14 protein-coding genes are annotated in these 20,619 nt (G+C 61.9%); 5 read left to right on the top strand and 9 right to left on the bottom strand.

Annotation, left to right across the window (positions count from 1 at the left end):
* The first annotated feature begins 11 nt into the window (after positions 1-11).
* On the top strand, positions 12-1,022 hold the full coding sequence (locus HJB82_RS03105; RefSeq protein ID WP_207584622.1) for a GlxA family transcriptional regulator: 1,011 nt from the start codon (positions 12-14) through the stop codon (positions 1,020-1,022).
* 121 nt (positions 1,023-1,143) lie between these two features.
* On the opposite strand, the gene HJB82_RS03100 is transcribed toward HJB82_RS03105, so the two are convergent.
* Positions 1,144-2,235, bottom strand: coding sequence for a hybrid-cluster NAD(P)-dependent oxidoreductase (locus tag HJB82_RS03100; RefSeq protein WP_221132520.1), 1,092 nt, complete (start codon positions 2,233-2,235; stop codon positions 1,144-1,146).
* On the bottom strand, positions 2,225-3,478 hold the full coding sequence (locus HJB82_RS03095) for an SRPBCC family protein (RefSeq protein WP_221132521.1): 1,254 nt from the start codon (positions 3,476-3,478) through the stop codon (positions 2,225-2,227). The genes HJB82_RS03100 and HJB82_RS03095 overlap by 11 nt, the downstream gene beginning before the upstream one ends.
* A 111-nt stretch (positions 3,479-3,589) precedes the next feature.
* On the opposite strand from HJB82_RS03095, the gene HJB82_RS03090 reads away from it, so the two are divergent.
* Positions 3,590-4,477 carry a LysR substrate-binding domain-containing protein gene (locus HJB82_RS03090; protein ID WP_221132522.1) on the top strand — a complete coding sequence of 296 codons (888 nt, stop codon included), beginning with the start codon at positions 3,590-3,592 and terminating at the stop codon, positions 4,475-4,477.
* Between the two features lie 14 nt (positions 4,478-4,491).
* Here HJB82_RS03090 and HJB82_RS03085 read toward each other — a convergent pair whose 3' ends face one another.
* Together HJB82_RS03085 and HJB82_RS03080 are read right to left on the bottom strand one after the other, a co-directional pair.
* Positions 4,492-6,144, bottom strand: coding sequence for an acyltransferase (locus HJB82_RS03085; RefSeq protein ID WP_221139564.1), 1,653 nt, complete (start codon positions 6,142-6,144; stop codon positions 4,492-4,494).
* A gap of 67 nt (positions 6,145-6,211) precedes the next feature.
* Entirely contained in the window at positions 6,212-6,706 is a 495-nt protein-coding gene (locus tag HJB82_RS03080; protein ID WP_207584627.1) for an Lrp/AsnC family transcriptional regulator, read from the bottom strand.
* A gap of 173 nt (positions 6,707-6,879) precedes the next feature.
* Here HJB82_RS03080 and HJB82_RS03075 point away from each other — a divergent pair, with 173 nt between their 5' ends.
* The 3 genes from HJB82_RS03075 (at position 6,880) to HJB82_RS03065 (ending at position 13,529) form a co-directional block, all read left to right on the top strand.
* Positions 6,880-7,083: a hypothetical protein gene (locus HJB82_RS03075; RefSeq protein ID WP_207584628.1), complete on the top strand. Its 204-nt coding sequence runs from the start codon at positions 6,880-6,882 to the stop codon at positions 7,081-7,083.
* Between the two features lie 28 nt (positions 7,084-7,111).
* Entirely contained in the window at positions 7,112-10,819 is a 3,708-nt protein-coding gene (gene putA, locus HJB82_RS03070; RefSeq protein WP_221139563.1) for a trifunctional transcriptional regulator/proline dehydrogenase/L-glutamate gamma-semialdehyde dehydrogenase, read from the top strand.
* Positions 10,820-10,988: 169 nt separating this feature from the next.
* Positions 10,989-13,529 carry a methyl-accepting chemotaxis protein gene (locus tag HJB82_RS03065; RefSeq protein WP_221139562.1) on the top strand — a complete coding sequence of 847 codons (2,541 nt, stop codon included), beginning with the start codon at positions 10,989-10,991 and terminating at the stop codon, positions 13,527-13,529.
* Between the two features lie 114 nt (positions 13,530-13,643).
* Here the strand turns inward: HJB82_RS03065 and HJB82_RS03060 are convergent, their stop codons facing one another.
* From HJB82_RS03060 to HJB82_RS03040, 5 genes are all read right to left on the bottom strand, one after another.
* The gene (locus HJB82_RS03060; protein WP_221132525.1) at positions 13,644-14,969 is read right to left on the bottom strand and encodes an FAD-binding oxidoreductase; all 1,326 of its coding nucleotides are present in this window, start codon (positions 14,967-14,969) and stop codon (positions 13,644-13,646) included.
* A gap of 448 nt (positions 14,970-15,417) precedes the next feature.
* Positions 15,418-17,073, bottom strand: coding sequence for an ABC transporter ATP-binding protein (locus HJB82_RS03055; protein ID WP_207584632.1), 1,656 nt, complete (start codon positions 17,071-17,073; stop codon positions 15,418-15,420).
* Complete coding sequence (locus HJB82_RS03050; RefSeq protein WP_207584633.1) at positions 17,070-17,936, bottom strand: ABC transporter permease; 867 nt, start codon at positions 17,934-17,936, stop codon at positions 17,070-17,072. Before HJB82_RS03050 ends, HJB82_RS03055 begins: the two co-directional genes overlap by 4 nt.
* Complete coding sequence (locus tag HJB82_RS03045) at positions 17,933-18,883, bottom strand: ABC transporter permease (protein ID WP_207584634.1); 951 nt, start codon at positions 18,881-18,883, stop codon at positions 17,933-17,935. The genes HJB82_RS03050 and HJB82_RS03045 overlap by 4 nt, the downstream gene beginning before the upstream one ends.
* An 89-nt stretch (positions 18,884-18,972) precedes the next feature.
* Positions 18,973-20,583 carry an ABC transporter substrate-binding protein gene (locus tag HJB82_RS03040; RefSeq protein ID WP_207584635.1) on the bottom strand — a complete coding sequence of 537 codons (1,611 nt, stop codon included), beginning with the start codon at positions 20,581-20,583 and terminating at the stop codon, positions 18,973-18,975.
* Between the last annotated feature and the right edge of the window lie 36 nt (positions 20,584-20,619).

The raw sequence follows: 20,619 nt of genomic DNA, 5'->3' as shown, positions 1-20,619 counted from the left end.
AGGAGATGACTATGCGACCGGAGCAGCATCGGCAGGCAGACGGCGCCGCGAAACCCGCCCGGCTCAAGGTTGGGTTCGTTCTGGCGCGATCGTTCACGCTGTCGGCCTTCGCGCTCTTCATCGACACGCTGCGGCTTGCCAGCGACGAGCAGGATCGTTCCGGCAGGGTCCTTGCTGACTGGCAGGTGATTGGCAGCACGCGGCACCTGATAAACTCGAGCTGCGGCGTCCAGGTCGCTCCGACGTCCGATTTCGTCGATCCGTCGAATTTCAATTACATTGTGGTCGTCGGCGGTCTTCTGACGGTGGAGAACCCTGTCGACCAGCAGACCATCACCTTTCTCCGGCAGGCGGATGCCAAGAAGGTGCCGTTGATCGGCGTGTGCACGGGTTCGTTCATTCTTGCGGCGGCAGGCCTGATGAAGCGGCACGAGTCCTGCGTGAGCTGGCTGCATTACAAGGAGTTTCGCGAGCGGTTTCCCGACCTCGGCGTTCGGTCCGACCGGCTCTTCAATCTCGATCGCCAGCGTGGATCCTGCGCAGGCGGCAGCAGCGCCGCCGACATGGCTGCGTTGCTGGTCAGGAAGTATATCAGCCGCGATGCCGAGAGAAATGCGCTTGAAGTCCTTCAGATCGAGAAGGCCCGGACGACGGCTGATATACAGCCCCGACGTCCGCTATACGACGACTATGACGACGCCCGCGTCAAGGCGGCGATGATTACCATGGAGCAATTCGTCGACGGCAGCATATCGATCCAGAAGCTTGCCGCCATGGTCGGCCTGTCACGGCGGCAGTTGGAACGAATCTTCCTCGACAAGACGGGAATGTCTCCTGCCAAGGCCTATAATCGGGTTCGCATGGAGCGGGCAAAATCGATCCTCGTCCAATCGAAGGCGCCGCTGATCGAGATCGCGCTTGATGTCGGCTTCGAAAACGCCTCGCAGTTCACACGAACGTTCAAGCGCACCTTCGGGCAGACCCCGTCGCAGCATCGCGCAGCGGCTTCGAGAGTGCACTGAACGCACTTCAAATATCTTCCGCGGGAAACTGTCAGCCGCTCCCTTGGCCATGATCAGAGCCTGCGTTTCCAGTTTGATGCTCTCCGATCCCTTGGCGAGTGACGTCGCCCTCGCTCAGTGTTCAGCGCTCGATGACGAGATCGCTGAGCGGCTTCGAGCAGCAGGGCAGGAAAAAGCCGGCGTCGATTTCCCTCTGGCGGATTCCGCCATTGTGGCTCATGTCGACCGCGCCGGAGGTCAGCTTCGACTTGCAAGTGCCGCAGACGCCATTGGCGCAGGAGGAGGGAATCCTGACGCCCGCCTTCTTCGCGCAGGAGAGCACGCTTTGGCCGCTTGTTACTTCGATGCTGCGGGCCTGCTTGGAGAAGGTGACCTGAAAGGCCTTGGCGGCAGCATCCTGAACCGCGGGGATTTCCGGTTCGTCGATGACCGCGGCGTCGAAGCTTTCCTCGAGATAGTGCGAGGCGGGGACGCCGAGCTCGGCAGAAATGCCGCGCGCTGCCGCCATGAACGGCGCGGGGCCGCAGCACATCACCGTTCGCTCGGCGATATCCGGAACCGCAAGCCTGACATAGTCTGCCGAAATGCGACCGGTAAGGCCTGGCCACGACGCCTCGCCCGCGACGGTTTCCGGGAGGAAATGGAGCCGAAGGGCTTTCAGCCTACCGGCGATGCAGGCAAGCTCGTCGCGAAAGATCAGATCCAGCGGTGTGCGCGCGGCATGCATGAAGACGACGTTGGCAGGTTCGCAGCTGTCTGCGAGTTCCCGCAGAATGGACATGACTGGGGTAATGCCCGAGCCACCTGAAAGCAGCAGAAGCTTACGTCCCGGCGCCTCGGACCGGACGAAGTTGCCAAGCGGGCCGTTCGCCTTGACTGATGCCCCGGGAACGAGGGTGTCGTGAAGCCAGTTGGAAATCTTTCCGTCCGGAACGCGCTTCACCGTAACGGAGAAGGCGTTCGTCCGATGCGGCGAAGAGGAAATGCTGTAACACCGGCTTTCAGCATCTCCATTGTGTTCCAGGTCGAACAGAAAATACTGTCCGGCCTTGAATGCGAACCGCTTGCCCTCGCGTGATGCGAAAGTGAACGTCTTGACATCGTGGGTTTCCTGCTGGACGTCGAGGCAGACGAGCGCGTCGTCTTCCTCGGGATTCCAAACGCCGTTGAGAACGGCGTTTCCGGGCAATTCCTGCGGGTTCCTAGTATCCATGGGTGCGCATCCGGTCGATGTACCAGGTGGCGAACTTGTCGAGGTTCGTCTCGGAGAAGGGGGAGTAGGGCCCTGGCTCATAAGCGGGATCGAGCGTGCCGGCGTGGGAGCGGGCGACCAGGTCCGCGTCCTGATCCGTCGTCGCTACCCAGACATCCGTCAGCTTGTCGAGATCGTAATCGACCCCCTCGACGGCCTCCTTGTGGACCAGCCACTTGGTTCGGACAAGCGTCCTGCCTGCCGACAGCGGGATGACAATTGCCACGACGGCATGGTCGCCCATGAAGTGGTTCCAGCTGTTGTGCCCCCAAAGATGCATGTCCCCGAGATCCTTGCGGGTCATCTGCCCGAGAAGCTTCGAGGATGCGGCGGTGGCATCATGGGTCTGGGATTCTCCGGCGCCTGATATGATCAGCCGCTGCGTGCGGAAGTTCGTGGCGCAGTCGGCGAGCTGCTCGACGGCGGCCGAAGGGAAGCCGTCGGCCTCCCATGCCTGCGTGCGCTTCTCATAGAGCCGAAAATGCTCCGCGGCCTGTTCACGATCTTCCGGGCTCAGCGTTTCTGGATCGAAGCCGAAGTCGAGATCGACGAAGGAGACGCAGAGTTCCGGGTGGTTGGCCGAGCAATGATAGCATTCACGATTGTTCTCCATGGTCAGCTTCCAGTTGCCGTCCTCGATGACGTCGGTCTGGTGGGCGATCTTGGCGTTGCGGATATCGTAGGGCGCGAGGCGCTCGGTCATCGCCTGCTCGAGGCCGGCAATGTCCTCGGGCGGATTGTCGGACAGGCAGACGTAAATCAGCCCACCGATCGATTTGAAGGTGACCGGCTTCAGGCCGCGACAGTCCTTGTCGAAATCCTTGCCCATATGAGGGGCGTAGCTGAGCTCGCCCGTCAGCTCATAGGTCCAGGTGTGATAGGGACAGACGAGCTTCGAAACGATCGTTTTGCCCGGATCGAGAAGGCGGGAGCCGCGATGGCGGCAGACGTTGTGCAGCACGCGGATCTCGCCATCGTCGTCGCGCAGCAGGATCAGGCTCGTCTTGCCGATATCGATTACAGTGGCGTCGCCGGCTTCGGGAACATCGCAGTCGAGACCGACGCAGATCCAGTGCTTGTGGAAGAAGACCTCGATATCAGCGTCGAACACGTCCTCTCTGACATAAAGGCCGGCCGGCAGCGAATGGCCCTCGGAGCGGGAGTCCAGCAGCGCCGAAATCGAGGATGGAAGCCTGTTTAGCATGAGAACCCCTTATGTGATCGTTTCTGTAAATTGCTCTTGTATTGCTGGGGCTTCAACGGCATAAAAAATCACGTTCGCATAAGTTTTTATCATGCGAAAAGGAATTTCAGGATGCAGTTTCGAAGACGGCTCCCGTCGCTGACGGCGCTGGTGACCTTGGAAGCAGTGCTGCGCAGGAAGAGCTTCACCTTGGCTGCGAGCGAACTCGGCGTCACCCAGGCAGCGGTCAGCAGGCAGATTGCGGTGCTGGAGGAGGAGTTCGGCCAGCCCTTGTTCGTGCGCAAACATCGGGCGATCGAACCGACGGCGGCATGCGTCACCCTCGGCGCGACGCTGGCGAAGAGTTTTGCCGATATCGCCGAGAGCGTGGAAGCGATCCAGTCGCACGGCCAGGACGTCGTGACGATCGGGGCAACCGTCGCATTCTCCTCCTTCTGGCTGCTGCCGCGGCTGGCCGAGTTCCGCCGGGCGAACCCCGGCATTCTGGTGCGGGTGATATCGCAGGATAGCCCGATCGCTCTCCACGGCGGAGAGGTCGATGTGGCGATCCGATACGGCCTACCGCCCTTCAGCGATGGCACCGTCATCGCCTCGCGCGGCGACGTCATTTCCCCCGTCTGCTCCCCGGATTATCTCCGGCGTCGAGGCAATGGTCCGCTAGGCTCGGCTGACGAATTCATTGAAACGGACGTTCTCGATCGTTCCTGGTATAGCTGGGCACAATGGATTTCCCTGGCCGGCGCCAATATCGCGATGAAGCCGTCGCTTCGGTTCAGCCACTATACCGAAACCATCGCCGCCGCCCGCGCAGGGCAGGGGATTGCGCTGGGATGGCGCATGCTGGTGGGTACTTTTCTGGAGGACGGAACCCTCGTGCAGGCCGACAGCGGCGAGCTTGCCGCCGAAGGCAGATACAACGTCATCGTGCCCGTCAAAGCCAAACGAAGCAATGCCCGCGACCTTGCCGCCGCCTGGCTGACGGCATCATTGCACGGTTGATCAAAAGCCCCCATTCACAAACCCAGTCCCACAGACGCCGTTCGGTGCACGCCCTTCGGGACGAAGGCGAAGCGATCGGAGAGGCTGAGGAAATCGGCCGCGAGGTGAATGACAGAAAGCCACATTTCCGTTCCCTGCAGGCTCGGTTCACCACCGTCGGCGAATGGGAAACCTTCGCCATCCCGCCATCTATCCAGAGCCCTCGAGATGAGATTGCGGGCAATCGCCTCCCCTTCGGCCCGTCGGTAGTCGGTCTGGCGGGCAATCAGCAGCAGAGGATGAATCGTATCGAGGAGATTGCACGCATTGTATTTCTGAGCAGCGAAGCCCTTGTGGTTACGATAGTTGAGGTGAACCGTTTCGAGCGAGGCGTACGGATGTGGAAGCGCGACGCCGAACTGGGCATAGGTGCCGCGCGTCAGACGGTAAAAGCCGTTCACCGGTTGCAGCCATCCTTCCAGCGCTGTCGGCTCGCCCCATAGGCCCGAGACGCTGTTGGCATGCCGGCTCAACCACTCGAAGAGTTCCTGGCGTGATTGCCTGATGCCGAAATACTTTGCATTGAAGTACATCGCGGTTCCGATGGCATCGACCACGCTCCCAGCCTGCCACGCCCGGGTCGACCAGGGCAGGGCACTCAGCCATTCGTCCAACTCTTTCGCGCCGAGCTCGACCGCGTGGACAGGATTCCTTGGACTGGAGCCAAGCAGCTCAAGCGCATATCCAACCGCAAGGACGTTATAGAGCGCCTTTGGATCCTCCCTCAATGACCCGCCATGCAGTCGCGAATGCTCTTCCGGGAACAGGCCGGCCTCTCGTTCCTGGAGATTTTGGAGAAGCTGGACGGTCTCCGACTGATTGATGTCGGGCGGCAGGTGGCCGAAGCCGGCCGCGATCTCGATTGCATCGCACAGATGCCGGATCGCCGGTCTCCTGATGCCGTCCGCCTCCAGCGATTCATAGGCCTCAGGCGTTTTCCAGCGTGCAAGAATATCAGGCCATTGCTCCTGCGCTTTCTGACCGAGCCTGATCAATCGATCTTCGACGTCTGCAGTGCCGGATTTCCTGGCCGGCGCGCCTCGGCTCCGCAGCACCTTTGCCGGTACGCCGCCGGCAATCGACAGGGCGGGAATGTCTTGCGTGACCACCGCCCCAGCGGCGATCACGGCGCCATTTCCGATGCTGACGCCATCGAGAATGACAGAATTGGCACCGATCCAGACATCGTCGCCGATCACGATGCCGAGGCTGATGACACCTTGGCGATGGATGGGTCGATCAGGATCGTCGAAGCCGTGATTGAAGCCGACAATCGATGCATGCGAGGCAATCCGCACGCCATTGCCGCACGTCACCTTGCCGGAAACACAGGCATAGGGATTGATGGAGCAATCGTCGCCGAGGATGACATCACCCCGAACAAGCGCGCGCCCGGCAATCCAGGACCTCTCACCCATCGCCAGGCTTTCGGTGAAGATTGCGGCATCTTCGGCGATATAGGACGTCTCGGCCAATTCAGCAGCGCAGGCTCGCCGAAGCTCCGCCTTACGGGCGAGATGGGCGGGATGATCGAGGTCCGACGCAATGCGCTCCCAGGGAAGATATTGCAGCCGGCGCGCTTCTCTCTGCTCGTTCGCCGATGCTTGCGAATTATTGGCCTGATCCATTTCGATCCTCGTCTTCGTTTCCGTGGCCGAATGTTGGCTTAGCAAGAGTGTCGGCAATCGTCACTCTTCATGAAAGACTCGACCCGAACTTGTCCCAGCTCTCCTTGACCGTTTCCATCGCGACATTCGTCGAGGTGCTGGCAACGTGGGGCAGTGTCGAGATGCGCTCGCCGAGAACGCGGCGGTAGCGGCCGATATCGCGGGTGCGGATCTTCAGGAGATAGTCGAACCTGCCGGCGATCATATGGCATTCTTCGACTTCCCTGATCTTCTTGATGGCTTCGTTGAAGCTTTTCAGCGCATCCTCGCGGGTATCGGAGAGTTTCACCTCGACGAAGGCGATATGGTCGAGCTGCATTTTCGACGGATTGAGGACGGCCTTGAAGCCTTCGATATATCCGTCGCTGATCAGCCTTTTGAAGCGGATCTGGCACGGCGTCTTCGATAGCCCGACACGCGCCGCGAGATCGGTGATCGACAGCCTGCCGTCCTCGGCGAGTTCGGCGAGGATCTTCCTGTCGAACTGGTCCAATTCACTAAAGATGTCGGTATCGATAGCCATTTGATCTTTCTGGTGTGAGTTAATAAGTTCATACAGCCTGGAAACTGAAAAAATCAAGTGAGATCGCGATTTGCGATTGTGTTAGATTGTCGACGGGCAATGGAGGAAGGGCGAAGCCGCCTGGCAGATTGCCGGGATGGCCGTCTGCGCCGAACCCAAAATGGGGATGATACATGCACAAGGGAGAGCCGGATGACGATCAAAAGCCGGACCTGCTCGTTCATTACCGGCCGCTGGCGATAAGGGCCGTGGCGGCGGCATTCACCGTCAAGCGCGACAAGCCGGATGCGCGCCCGCTTTGCGAGACGGAATATTCCGGCCCAGTTGTCACGGATGATGCCTGGGACGATGAGCCCGGTGTTCCATTTATCCGTTAGATCAGACACCGATTTGATAGGGACTCCCATGTTGAACGCAGCGATCGACCCCGCATCCTCCAGTAATCCCGCCAATGGCGCGCCGTTCTCCGGTTTTGCCCCGCCGATCCGGCCGCAATCCGAGCTTCGCCAGGCGATCACGGCTGCCTATCGCCGCCCGGAAACCGAATGCCTGCCGCCGCTCGTTGCCGCCGCGCGCGTCTCCGAGGCGAAACGCTATGACATTCGCAGCACGGCCCGCACGCTGATCGAGGCTTTGCGCGCCAAACACAAGGGCACCGGCGTCGAAGGGCTGGTGCAGGAATATTCGCTTTCCAGCCAGGAAGGCGTGGCGCTCATGTGCCTTGCCGAAGCGCTGCTGCGCATTCCCGATACGGACACACGCGATGCGCTGATCCGCGACAAGATCGCCGAGGGCAACTGGGCCTCGCATATCGGCGGCGGCAAATCCATGTTCGTCAACGCCGCCACCTGGGGCCTCGTCGTCACCGGCAAGCTGACCTCGACGGTCAACGACCGCAGCCTGTCGGCAGCGCTGACGCGGCTGATCGCGCGCGCCGGCGAGCCGGTCATCCGTCGCGGCGTCGATATGGCGATGCGCATGATGGGCGAGCAGTTCGTCACCGGCGAAACGATCGAGGAAGCGCTGAAGCGTGCCCGGCCGCTGGAAGCGCGCGGCTTCCGTTATTCCTACGACATGCTGGGCGAGGCCGCGACGACGGCCGCCGACGCCGAACGTTATTTCAAGGATTACGAAAAGGCGATCCACGCCATTGGCAAGGCCTCGGACGGGCGCGGCATCTATGATGGCCCTGGTATTTCGATCAAGCTTTCGGCCCTGCATCCCCGCTACGTGCGGGCGCAGGCCGGCCGGGTGATGAGCGAGCTGCTGCCGAAGGTCAGGGCGCTGGCCGTTCTCGCCAAGACCTATGATATCGGCCTCAACATCGATGCCGAGGAGGCCGACCGGCTGGAGCTTTCGCTCGATCTGCTCGAGGAGCTCTGCTTCGCCCCTGATCTCACCGGCTGGAACGGGCTGGGCTTTGTCGTCCAGGCCTACGGCAAGCGCTGCCCCTTTGTGCTCGATTACGTCATCGATCTCGCCCGTCGTTCCGGGCGCCGGGTCATGGTGCGTCTGGTCAAGGGCGCTTATTGGGATGCGGAGATCAAACGCGCCCAGCTGGACGGTCTCGACGACTATCCGGTCTATACCCGCAAGATCTACACCGACGTCGCCTATATCGCCTGCGCCCGCAAGCTGCTGAACGCACCGGATGCCGTCTTCCCGCAATTCGCCAGCCACAATGCGCAGACGCTCGCCACCATCTATCATCTTGCCGGTCCGGATTTCGCTGTCGGCAAATACGAGTTCCAGTGCCTGCACGGCATGGGCGAACCTCTCTACGATGAAGTCGTCGGCAAGGAAAAACTCGACCGGCCCTGCCGTATCTATGCGCCGGTGGGTACGCATGAGACGCTGCTTGCCTATCTGGTGCGGCGCCTTCTGGAAAACGGCGCCAATTCCTCTTTCGTGCATCGCATCTCCGATCTGCACGTCTCCGTCGAGGCGCTGATTGCCGATCCCGCCGAGACCGTTGCCGCCATGCCGGTCGTCGGCGCCCCGCACGCGCAGATCGCCTCGCCGAAGGCGCTTTACGGCAGTGCCCGCGCCAATTCCGACGGCCTCGATCTCTCGAACGAGGCGACCCTTTCCGATCTGGCGCAGACGCTTGTTTCCTCGGCAGCGAGCCCATGGCATGCGGGTCCGATCCTTGCCGATGGCTCCACGGACGGGGTGACGCGTGACGTCCTTAATCCTGCCGATCACCGCGACATCGTCGGCACGGTCACCGAGCTGAAGGTCGAGGAAGCAGCCCGGATCGTTGCCATGGCTGCCGAGCATGCGCCGCAATGGGCCGCCGTATCGCCCGCGGAGCGTGCCGCTTGCCTGGAGCGGGCGGCCGACATTATGCAGGCCCGCATCAAGACGCTGATGGGCATCATCATGCGCGAGGCCGGCAAATCGGCGGCCAATGCCGTCGGCGAGGTGCGTGAGGCGATCGACTTCCTGCGTTATTACGCCGAGCAGGCGCGCAAGACCCTCGGGCCGTCCCATGCGCCTCTCGGCCCGATCGTCTGCATCAGCCCGTGGAATTTCCCGTTGGCGATTTTCACCGGGCAGGTTGCCGCAGCCTTGGTGGCCGGAAATCCCGTGCTTGCCAAACCCGCCGGTATCACGCCGATCATCGCTTCGGAGAGCGTGAAGATCCTCCACGAGGCGGGCGTGCCTGTGGCCGCCTTGCAGTTCGTGCCCGGCAGCGGTCGCCTCGGCGCCGGCATGGTGGGTGCCCCGGAAACAGCGGGTGTCATGTTTACCGGCTCGACCGAAGTCGCCCGGATGATCCAGGCGCAGCTGGCTGAACGGCTGTCTTCGACCGGCAAGCCGATCCCGCTGATTGCCGAAACCGGCGGCCAGAACGGCATGATCGTCGACTCCTCGGCCTTGGCCGAACAGGTGGTGGCCGATGTCATTGCGTCGGCTTTCGACAGCGCCGGCCAGCGGTGCTCGGCGCTCCGCGTCCTCTGCCTGCAGGATGATGTCGCCGACCGGACCCTCGCCATGCTGAAGGGCGCCTTCCGCGAGTTGACGATCGGCCGCACCGATCGGCTGAGCATCGATGTCGGACCCGTCATCAACGATGGCGCAAAGGCGGAGATCGACCAGCATATCGAGCAGATGCGTGGCATGGGTCGCAAGGTGGATCAACTGCCGCTGCCCGAAAGTGCGGCGGCCGGCACCTTCGTTCCGCCGACGATCATCGAGATCAAGTCCCTGTCGGACCTGACGAGGGAGATCTTCGGGCCGGTCCTGCATGTCGTCCGCTTCAAGCGAAACGGGCTCGACCGCCTGATCGACGACATCAACGCATCGGGTTACGGCCTCACCTTCGGGCTTCACACCCGGCTTGACGAAACGATCGCGCATGTGACCAGCCGCATCAAGGCCGGCAACCTCTACGTCAACCGCAACATCATCGGCGCTGTCGTCGGCGTGCAGCCTTTCGGCGGCCGCGGCCTGTCGGGCACCGGTCCGAAGGCCGGCGGTCCGCTCTATATCGGCCGGCTGGTGCAGCGTGCTCCGGTGCCGCCGCAGCAGGATTCCGTTCATACGGACCTCGCCCTTCGCGACTATATCGTCTGGCTCGACAAGAAGGGCTTGCCGGGCGAGGGAGAGGCAGCGCGTGGCTATGCGAGCCGTTCAGCGCTCGGACTTGAGCGTGAACTCACCGGCCCCGTCGGCGAGCTCAATCTCTATGCGCTCCATCCCCGCGGCCGCATTCTTGCCGTGCCGCAGACCGAAAGCGGGCTGCATCGCCAGATCGCCGCAGCCCTGTCGACCGGCAACCACATCGTCGTGGATGCGGGCTCCCTATCGAAATCGGTCCTGGCGGATCTCCCGGCGGCTGTCGCCGGCCGGGTTTCCTGGACGTCGGATTGGGAAAAGGAGGGGCCGTTCTCGGGCGCGCTCGTCGAAGGGGATCACGACAGTGTTCTGGTCGTCAATCGGAAGATCGCTGCTCTGCCCGGCCCGCTTCTGTTGGTCCAGGCCGCGACGATCGAGGAATTGGCGAGCGATCCCGAGGCCTATTGCTTGAACTGGCTGCTGGAAGAGGTGTCGACCTCGATCAACACCGCCGCTGCCGGCGGCAATGCCAGCCTGATGGCCATTGGCTGAGGAAACCGGATGGGGGCGTAGACAATGCGCCCTCTCCGCATGTTCCGCCAAAACTCGACACCATTGACCATTGTTTTAACAGTCGTGACTATTGTGGTGCGCTGAGGCGCGGCAACCCAACAGAGGGCTGCCGGTAAAAGTGCCTATTTTCCTGGGGCGGGGCTTCCTTATGGCGTTGATTGATCGACTGTTGCAGCGTATGCGGATCGTGACGAAGGTCCTCTTCTTCGTGGTGCCGCTGATCGTCCTCATCGCCGGCATCGGGCTTTTCGGCTATTTCACCGCCGGTACGCTGAACGGGCAGATGATCCTGACCCGGCAGACGATCGAAGCTCTTTCTAGCTTTCAGCAACTGCGATCGGCTCTGACCGCCTTTACCGATCTTCCCACTGCCGCCACCCGCGATCGTCTGATCGCCAGCATTTCCGATCAGAATAAGGGCGCTGCGACGCTCGATGCGATGCTCTCCGATCCCGCGCAGAAACAGCAGATATCCATGGTGCGTGAACTAGGGGGCAAGATGCAGGGCGGCGCCGACGCGCTCTGGGCGGTGGCGCAGGAGCGCGCCAGTAACGAACAGGCGATCGACGACGCGGTCGCCCAACTGTTCAAGGAAAGCCAGACCGCCCGCAAACAGCTCGACGTTCTCCAGGATCAGGCGAATGGCAAGGAGGCCTTTGTCCGGGCGCTTCTTCTCGACGCCTCGGCCTATAAGAATCTGGCTGGACGCATTACAAAACTGCGCAAGGCGACCGGAGGGGCGACCGATCCCCAGAAGCTTGCCCAGGCGATCGCCAGCCTCCTGCCGCCGCTTGTCAAGGAGACGGGCGAAAGCGAGGCGCTTGCCTCCGAGAAAGCTCAAAGCCAGATTGCAGCGCTGAAGCCGATGCTGGACAAGCTCGCGGTCATGGCCAAGGACAGCAGCTTGTCGCTCGAGAGTTACGCTCCCGTCGACCAGGACCTGCAGGGCTTTCAGGAGCAGTTTGCAAAACTCGCCTCCGGCAATGCGGACACCGCGATCGAGCGCTTTGCCGGCATGGATGCGAGCATATCAACGCTTCGCTCGATGGTGATGATCGTCAACGCCGCTTTCAAATCGATCGACGATCTGCGCCTGCACCTGAGCGAACTGAACAGACGCGTCGACGCCGAGGCGCGGGATGCGGCTCTCGCCGATCTCAAGGCGCTGCGCGAAAGCGCCGCGACGCTTGCGCCTTTGAGCGGGCGAAATGCCGCGCTGCAGGATCTCGCGAAAGAGATCGAGCCTTCGCTTGCGGCGATCGAAAAGGATACGTCGCTTCTGATTTCGATTGCGGATCGGTGGCGGGCAGAGAAGGGGGCGGCCACCGAGCTCGTGGCCTCGGCAAGCCACACGCTCGAGCAGTTCGTCAGCACGGCGCAGGAGAGCGGCAAGGAAATCAGCCAGCGCTCGGCGACGATGTCGCTCGCGGCGATGATTGCGGGCACTGTGCTTGCGATCATCGGCGGCCTCATGCTGATCGAAACCCTGCGCGGGCCGCTGAAGCGGATTACCCAGACGATGATGCGGCTTGCCGACGGCGATCTGAACGTGCCGATCGGTGACGGCAAGCGCGGCGACGAGATCGGCGACATGATCCGATCGGTCACCGTCTTCCGCGATCAGGCGCTTGAGAAGACCAGGCTGAAAGAGGTGGCCGAAGCAAACAGGGCGCGGGACGAACGGGAGCAGGCCCGCCGCGCCGCCGAACAGGCGCGTGTCGAGGCTGAACAGAGCGAGGCTCTCAATGCTCTGTCGGACATGCTCGGCAAACTTGCCAATGGCAACCTTGCCGCCGAAATGAGCGAGGATCTGGCCGCAGATTATGTCGCCATGGCGAAAACCTACAATCACGCCATCGATGCGCTGCGCCTGACGCTCGCCGAGGTCCGCAACACGACCTACGAGATCGCCGAGGGCAGCACCAACCTTTCGGGAGCCGCCGACGATCTGGCGCGGCGCACGGAACAGCAGGCCGCGTCCCTCGAGGAAAGTTCGCGGGTACTGGGCGAATTGACCGTCAGCGTGCGGACGACAGCCGAAAACGCCCGTCAGACCTCGCTTTCGGTTGGCGAAGCCCACCGTCAGGCGGAGCATTCCGCGGCCGTCGTCGCCAAGGCCGTCGACGCCATGGGCGCCATCAATCGCTCATCCGAAAAAGTCAGCAGCATCATCGGCGTGATCGACGAGATCGCCTTCCAGACTAATCTCCTCGCCCTCAATGCCGGCGTGGAAGCGGCGCGCGCAGGAGAGGCCGGCAGAGGTTTTGCCGTCGTCGCCCAGGAGGTGCGCGAGCTTGCGCAGCGCTGCGCAAAGGCTGCCCGCGAGATCAAGGATCTCATCTCCACCAGCGCATCGCAGGTCGGCGCGGGCGTCAGGCTCGTCGAGGAGACCGGCGAGGCGCTTTCCTCGATCATGGTGCACTTCACCGCGATCAACGGGCTGGTGCAGGTCATCTCGACTGCGACGACCACGCAATATAAGGGGATCGATGAGGTGAACAACGCCGTTCGAGACGTCGAGCACATCACCCAGCACAACGCCGCCATGGTCGAGGAAAATACGGCGGAAATTCATCGGCTTCGGCAGCAGGTGGAAGTATTGAACGAAAGAATCTCTCACTTTCAGACGGCCGACGGTCGCAAGGCCGCCTCGCCTGCCAACAGTCCGCGGATGTCCGTGGCCTCCTGAACACTTGCTGTCCCCGGTCTTTTTGAGGCGACAGATGAGTCTCCTGTCGGGATCGACCCATTCACCACCGAATTTGTGGGCGTTTCATGAAGCTCTCTTTCGGCCGAGCCGCATTCAAAAATCGGCCACTTTGCCCCAGGCGGACGTTCCGAATCGGTCGGGATTGTACGGCCGGGGATCGACGATCGGCTCGTCGCCTGTGACGATATCGGCAATCAGATGACCGGCGCCTGGCCCGATGCCGAAGCCATGGCCGCTGAATCCCGCAGCGAGGATGAAACCCGGAAGCGTGGCGATCTCGCCGATCCCCGGCACGCCGTCCGGCGTGCTGTCGATATAGCCCGCCCAGGCCGCGCTGATGCTCGTTTTTTTCAAGGCGGGCAGAAGCTCGAGTGCCCGTGAATGCGTGAGGGCAATGGTGGCCTGGTTGACCGCCGGGTCGAGGATGCGCATGCGCTCCATCGGCGTCGGCCTGTCGAGCCGCCAGCGTGCCAGAGACTCGTGACCGGAGCGAAACCCCTCCAACCCACCGGGTGCGAGACTGCGCCAGCGCCGGGCGAACATCGGCAAGAACTGCGACGCGAAGCGGAGCTGCTGCGCCGTGGGATCGACGCGGCCGCGGCCGCTGATCGCCAGCGTGTAGCCGCCATCGCTGCGGCGCGTGACGGAGACCGCAGATGTGTGCAGTGCATCCGGCAGGCCGCTGGCGCCCGGTGAAACGGAAAGGATCGACGAACGGATCGATGCCTGCGGAAATCGAATGCCCAGCTGGCGGCAGAAGGAGGAGGCCCAGGCGCCGCCGGCGAGGATCGCGATTTTTGTCCGGATCGTGCCATGCTCCGTGACGACGCCCGAGAGCCTGCCGCCTTCGACGGCGATGCCGCGGGCCGCACAGGACTGATGCACCGTGCCGCCGAGCTTCAGGATCGCGCGCGCGACGGCCGGCGCGGCACGTGCCGGATCGGCAGTGCCGTCGGTCGGCGAAAATACCCCGCCTTTCCACGCGGTGCCGGTGGCGCGCCCGCGTTCGGTCGCTTCTACGCCGCTCAGCATATGCGTCGTGACGCCGACCGAGCGCGCGAAATCCCGCCAGCGTGCCCAGCCGGCCAGTTCCTCGTCGCTATTGCTGAGATAGAAGAGGCCGCAGCGGCGAAAACCCGTGTCCTCCCCGGTCTCGGTGGCGAAGCGCTCCCAGAGATCGAGGCTCTTCGTCGACATCGGCAGTTCACGGGCGTCGCGGTTCTGCTGCCGGCACCAGCCCCAGTTGCGGCTTGATTGCTCCGCACCGATGAGGCCCTTCTCGACGAGGGCGACTTTCAATCCGCGCCGGGCCAGATAATAGGCCGCGAAAACACCGACGATGCCGGCGCCGATCACCACCGTATCGGCGGCGGTGGGCAGCTCCGGCGTGGTGTCGATGCGATCGAGTGGTGCGGGCATGGCAGGGTCTCCGTTTCAGCCTGTAGTCTAGCGGATCTGGCGCCACGCCTTTGCCGCAGTTGAGATGGCGGCAGCAGAAGATTCCGTCTTGCGGGGAGCCCGGCAGCCATTCGTGCTTCCGCCTATGTCGGAACGTGGTCAGCGTCGCCTCATCGGTTGAGTAGTCGATGTCGGAGAAGCCGCATCGCTATCTTCCGCGTCCTTAGCGATCTCAAACGGAGAAGGTGTAGGATCAGACTCGATCGGAACGAGGTAAGATCCTTTGCGGATTGCAGAAGAATGGCCGGTTCACGAATGCCAGAACAGGATGATTTTAGGCCGAGTCGGCCTAAAATCTGAATCCTGTTCTACATTATAGAGTTAGAGCATGATGTCGTCCGAAAACCGCTCACACTTTTCGGCATCATGCTCTAAACGTTGCCGGACAAAACGATCAGCACGCCGACCCTTATTGCCGACAATAGGCCCGCACCAATTCCGGATCCTGCTGGAGCCCATCAAGCCAGGCCGGATCAAGCGTCGGCACTGATGAGAAGAGCAGTTGCGAATAGGGGTGCGTCGGCGCCTTCACCGTCGAGTGGGTGATTTCCTCAACCTTCCGGCCCCCATACATCACCACGATCTCGTCGCAGATCGCCTCCACGACCGAGAGATCATGGCTGATGAAGATGTAAGAGAGGCCGAGTTCGCGCTGCAATTCCTTGAGCAGGTCGATGACCGCGGCGGCAACCACGGTGTCGAGCGCCGAGGTAATCTCGTCGCAGAGGATCAGCTTTGGATCGGCGGCGAGCGCCCGGGCGAAGTTGACGCGCTGCTTCTGCCCGCCCGAAAGTTCTCCCGGCCGGCGATGGCGGAGGTTGCGGGGCAGGCGAACCATGTCGAGCAGTTGATCGATCCGGGCGTTTCGCGCCTGCCGATCCATGCGGTGGTAAAAAACCAGCGGCCTCGCGAGGATGTCCTCAACCGATTTTGCCGGGTTGAGAGCGGTATCGGCATATTGGAAGACGATCTGCATCTCGCGCAGCTGGTCGCGCGAGCGCTCGCGAGCGCTGCGGCGCAATTCCGTTCCGTCGAAGACGATCTTGCCGACTGCGGCCGGCAGGATGCCGGCGATGGTGCGGGCGAGCGTTGATTTGCCGCAACCGGATTCTCCGATGATGCCGAGATTGCGCCCTTTTTCCACCTTCAGGCTCACGTGCTCGACCGCGCGAACGAGGGGCAGGCCGTCGGCCTGGCGTTGTCCATAACCCGCAACGAGATCGTCGATCTTCAGAAGCGGCTCCGTCGCGCTTCCTATAGCGCCTGCTACGCCACGCGATTTCGGCTCAAAGGCTGCGAGCAGCTCTCTGGTATAGGGGTGCTTCGCGTTATTGAGGATTTCCTTGGTCGTGCCGGTTTCCTGGGTCTCCCCGCCTTTCAACACGACGATGCGATCTGCGATCTGCGCGACGACGGCAAGGTCGTGCGAGACATAGACACCGGCTATGCCGCCCTTCTTCATGACCGACTTGAAAGCGCGCAGCACTTCGATCTGGGTGGTCACGTCGAGTGCCGTCGTCGGCTCGTCGAAGATGACTAGGCTCGGGTCGCCGATCAGCGCCATGGCCGCCGCCAGACGCTGCAGCTGGCCGCCGGAAACCTGGTGGGGATAACGGCTGCCGATCGTCTCGGGTTCGGGCAGCGACAGCGCCCGAAAGAGCTCGACTGCCCGGGCGCGCGCATCGTCCGGCGACATCAACTGATGAATACGCGTGACTTCAATCACCTGGTCCATGATCGATATGGCCGGGTTGAAGGCGGCGGCGGCTGATTGCGGGACATAGGCGACTTCGGTGCCGCGCACCTTGGCGCGCTGCTTCTCGCTAAGCGTGACCATGTCCTTGCCGCCAACCGAAACACTGCCGCCGCTGATGCGACAGCCCGTACGGGTATGGCCCATCAGGGTCAGGGCGATGGTTGTTTTGCCCGAGCCGCTCTCGCCGATCAGCGCGACGATCTCGCCCTTAGCAACGTCGAGGCTGACACCCTTGATGATCTCGACGCGTCGGCCGGAATCGGTGGTGGCCTCGACCTTCAGGTTACGGATTTCAATGAAATTGCTCATGACACGCTCCGGTCGCGAATTTTATGCGGCAGGTTGTCAATCAGCAGGTTGACGCTGATCGTCAGGCTGGCGATGGCAAGTGAAGGAAACATCACCGCCGGCGCACCGAACGGCAGCCCGCCGATGTTCTCGCGCACGAGCGCGCCCCAATCAGCATAGGGCGGCTGGACGCCAAGGCCCAGGAAGGAAAGCCCGGAAAGCAGCAGAACGATGAACACAAAACGGATCCCGAGGTCGGCAAGCACCGGTCCGACGATGTTAGGCAGGATTTCCGAGCGAATGAGATAGAGGGTGCTTTCTCCACGGATGCGCGCAACCGTGATAAAATCCATCGCATTGATGTTCACGGCAAGCGCCCGCGCGAAGCGGTAGGCGCCGGGGATGTAGATCACCGATAGCGTTATGACCAGAACCGGGACTGAGGAACCGACGGCCGCGACGACCACCAGGCCGAACAGCTTGCTCGGGATGGAATTGAGGGCGTCGAGGAGGCGGCTGAGGATCGTGTCCAGCCAGCCGCCGGCCACCGCCGCGATCATGCCGAGCACGACGCCGCAGAAGCAGGCGATCGTTACCGCCACCAGCGAGATGCCGACCGTGTAGCGGGCGCCCATCAGAATTCGCGAGAGCATGTCGCGGCCGAGATAGTCGGAGCCGAGCCAGAGTTCCCGGCTCATTGGGCCGAAATAGTCGAGATCGACAATCTCGCCGACGGGGTGGGGGATGACCAAGGGCGCGAAGATCGCGACGAGCGCCCAGGAGAGGATGACGGCAAGGCCGATGGCTCCGACGATATTGAAGCGATAGCCAAGCCGGGTTCCGGACAGCCGGCCGGACGTGGTTTCGGAACTGGTCATGGTCATCGGAGCCTCGGATTTGAAAGGATGGCGATGATGTCGGCGATGGTGATCAGCAGCAGATAGCCCAGGCAGAAGATCATCGCGCAGCTCTGGATCAACGGCAGGTCGCGGGTGGCTACCGCATCCAGCATCAGCTTGGCGATACCGGGATAATTGAAAATGGTCTCGACGATGATGACGCCTCCGAGCAGATAGGACAGTGAAAGCGCAACGGCATTGACGATCGGACCCAGCGCATTGGGAAGTGCGTGGCGAAAGACGATGCGTGGCCGCGAGGCCCCCTTGAGTAGCGCCATCTCGACATAGGGTGTGTTGAGCGTCTCGATGACAGCCGCGCGCGTCATGCGGATCATCTGAGCCGAGACGACGAAGGTCAGGGTGATCACCGGCATGGCATAGACGCGCAACATGTCGGCCAGGCTGTGAATTTCATTGGCGAAAGATAGCGCCGGCAGCCATTTCAGATAGACGGCGAAGATCAGCGCGGCGGAGGTCGCGACCATGAACTCCGGTACGGAGATCACGCCGATGGTGATCACGGTAACGATCCGGTCGTAAACAGTGCCACGCAGCATCGCCGCGGTGATCCCGAGCGCCAGAGCAATCGGCACGGAGAAGAGCGCGGTGACGCCGGCGAGTTTCAACGTGTTGACGAAGCGGCCGGCAATGAGGTCGGCGATCGGCATTTGGTTGGCATAGGACGTGCCAAGGTCGCCCTGCAGCAGTCCGACGGACCAGCGCAGGAAACGAAAGAGCGCCGGCTCGTCGAGATGCATGGCCGTGCGAAGACCTTTGATGGCTTCAGGTGTGGCCGCCTGGCCAAGCAGGATCGTCGCCGTGTCTCCCGGCAAGAGCGTTGTTGCGAAGAACACGGCGAATGAGACGATCACCAGGGTGATCAGGGCGATGAGCAATCTGCTCAGCACAAGGGATAAGACCTGGTTGTTCACGCGCGGCTCCCTTTTGGCGTTCGAATTGAGCTTAATCAACGAAAATGGAAGCCGGGGGCGCGATTGCAGCCCCGGCCCCCGGTGCTTTATCAGGCTTCGAGCCAGACATATTCGGCAAATGCGTATCCCATCTGGCCGCCGAACGGGCTGGGTTCCAAACCCTTGAGCTTGGCTGTGGTGGCGTCGACATTCGATATATAGGCTGGAATGATGGTGCCGGCTTCCTGGGCGACCATGACCTGCATCTCATTGTAGATCGCCTTGCGCTTCTCCTGGTCGAGCGTACCGCGAGCCTCGATCAGCATCTTGTCGAACTTCTCCGACTTGTATTGGCTTTCATTCCACGGAGCGTCCGAGGTGTAGAGCAGGGAGAAGAGGATGTCAGGGGTCGGCCGTGGGTTGATATTGCCGAAGTGGATCGGCGCCTTGAGCCAGTAGTTGTCCCAGTAGCCGTCGGATGGCACGCGCTGGACATCGAGCTTCATGCCGATTTCAGCACCGGCGGCCTGGATGATCATCGCCATGTCGATCGACGAGCTCGCCGCGTCGGAAGCGATGATCGGAATGGATTGGCCGAGGACGCCTGCTTTTTCGAAGTGGAACTTCGCCTTCTCGGGATCGAAGTCCCGGGCTTTCAGGTCCGCATTATGATAGAAGTTTGCTGGTGAAACGGGTTGGTCGTTGCCAACCTCGCCGAGACCGCGCAACGCCGATTTGACGATCTGTTCGCGGTTGACGAGAGACTTCATGCCTTCGATGAAGTCCCGCTTGTTACCGGGCTCCATATCCAGCCGCATATTGAGGTTGGTATAGTTGCCGGAGGTCGTCTTCGACAATGTGAACCCGTCGCCCTGAGCCTCGATGAGGCGCATGGAGCGCGGATTGATCGTGGCTGCGAGGTGGATATCGCCTGCAAGCAGGGCGTTGACGCGGGCGTTGTCGTCGCTGATTGCGAAATATTCGAAGGAATCGACGTTCGGGCCCGATTTCCAGTAGTTCTTGTTCTTGATCCCGACCGAGCGCACGCCGGGTTCGAAGACCTCCTTGACGAAAGCGCCAGTGCCATTCGCCTTCGAAAAGTCGGTCGTCCCATCGGCAACGATCATGAAGTGATGGATCGACAGGATGGTCGGCAAGTCGGCATTTGCGCTGGCGAGCATGATCTCGACGGTCTGTTTGTCGACCGCCTTGAAGCCCGTCATTTGGGCGGCGATCTTGGCGACCTTCGAACCGACGGAGGGGTCGAGATGGCGCTTCAGAGAGAATACCACGTCGTCGGCGGTCAGCGGCTTGCCATCATGAAATGTGACGCCGCTCCTCAGTTTCACCGTCCAGATCTTCGCATCTTTGGATTCAATCGCCTCGGCAAGCTCCATCTGCGGCTTGCCGCTTTTGTCGAGGATGGTAAGGCGGTTGTAGAAGGAGCAGCACCGGACATAGTCGGTGGAGAGTGACGCCTTGGCGGGGTCGAGCGTATCGGCTGTGGAGGACGACCAGCCGGCCGCCTTGAGGGCGCCGCCGGAAACGGGCGTCGCCGCAAGCGCCTTGCCGGCGCGGCCAAGCACCAGCCCGCCTGCGGACATGGCCACGCCGCCGGCGAGCATCATGTGCAGCAGCTCGCGACGGGTCGCGCCTTGACGGATGGCGGTTTCGATCATGGCGTCGTCGGAGCTGGTCCAATTGGTGATCTTGTTGTTCATCTCATTCCCCTTTTTTCTATGGCGGGCTGCCCGTTT

It is taken from the genome of Rhizobium sp. NZLR10 (assembly GCF_019685125.1).
Classification (GTDB): domain Bacteria; phylum Pseudomonadota; class Alphaproteobacteria; order Rhizobiales; family Rhizobiaceae; genus Rhizobium.
This window is presented reverse-complemented; position numbering and strand designations above follow the sequence as displayed.

Coding starts and splice junctions, on each gene's coding strand:
- HJB82_RS03080 (WP_207584627.1), bottom strand. CDS start 6,706: ATGGCTATCGATACCGACATCTTTAGTGAATTGGACCAGTTCGACAGG.
- HJB82_RS03075 (WP_207584628.1), top strand. CDS start 6,880: ATGCACAAGGGAGAGCCGGATGACGATCAAAAGCCGGACCTGCTCGTT.
- HJB82_RS03090 (WP_221132522.1), top strand. CDS start 3,590: ATGCAGTTTCGAAGACGGCTCCCGTCGCTGACGGCGCTGGTGACCTTG.
- HJB82_RS03065 (WP_221139562.1), top strand. CDS start 10,989: ATGGCGTTGATTGATCGACTGTTGCAGCGTATGCGGATCGTGACGAAG.
- HJB82_RS03060 (WP_221132525.1), bottom strand. CDS start 14,969: ATGCCCGCACCACTCGATCGCATCGACACCACGCCGGAGCTGCCCACC.
- HJB82_RS03050 (WP_207584633.1), bottom strand. CDS start 17,936: ATGACCATGACCAGTTCCGAAACCACGTCCGGCCGGCTGTCCGGAACC.
- HJB82_RS03095 (WP_221132521.1), bottom strand. CDS start 3,478: ATGCTAAACAGGCTTCCATCCTCGATTTCGGCGCTGCTGGACTCCCGC.
- HJB82_RS03055 (WP_207584632.1), bottom strand. CDS start 17,073: ATGAGCAATTTCATTGAAATCCGTAACCTGAAGGTCGAGGCCACCACC.
- HJB82_RS03040 (WP_207584635.1), bottom strand. CDS start 20,583: ATGAACAACAAGATCACCAATTGGACCAGCTCCGACGACGCCATGATC.
- HJB82_RS03105 (WP_207584622.1), top strand. CDS start 12: ATGCGACCGGAGCAGCATCGGCAGGCAGACGGCGCCGCGAAACCCGCC.
- HJB82_RS03085 (WP_221139564.1), bottom strand. CDS start 6,144: ATGGATCAGGCCAATAATTCGCAAGCATCGGCGAACGAGCAGAGAGAA.
- HJB82_RS03100 (WP_221132520.1), bottom strand. CDS start 2,235: ATGGATACTAGGAACCCGCAGGAATTGCCCGGAAACGCCGTTCTCAAC.
- putA (WP_221139563.1), top strand. CDS start 7,112: ATGTTGAACGCAGCGATCGACCCCGCATCCTCCAGTAATCCCGCCAAT.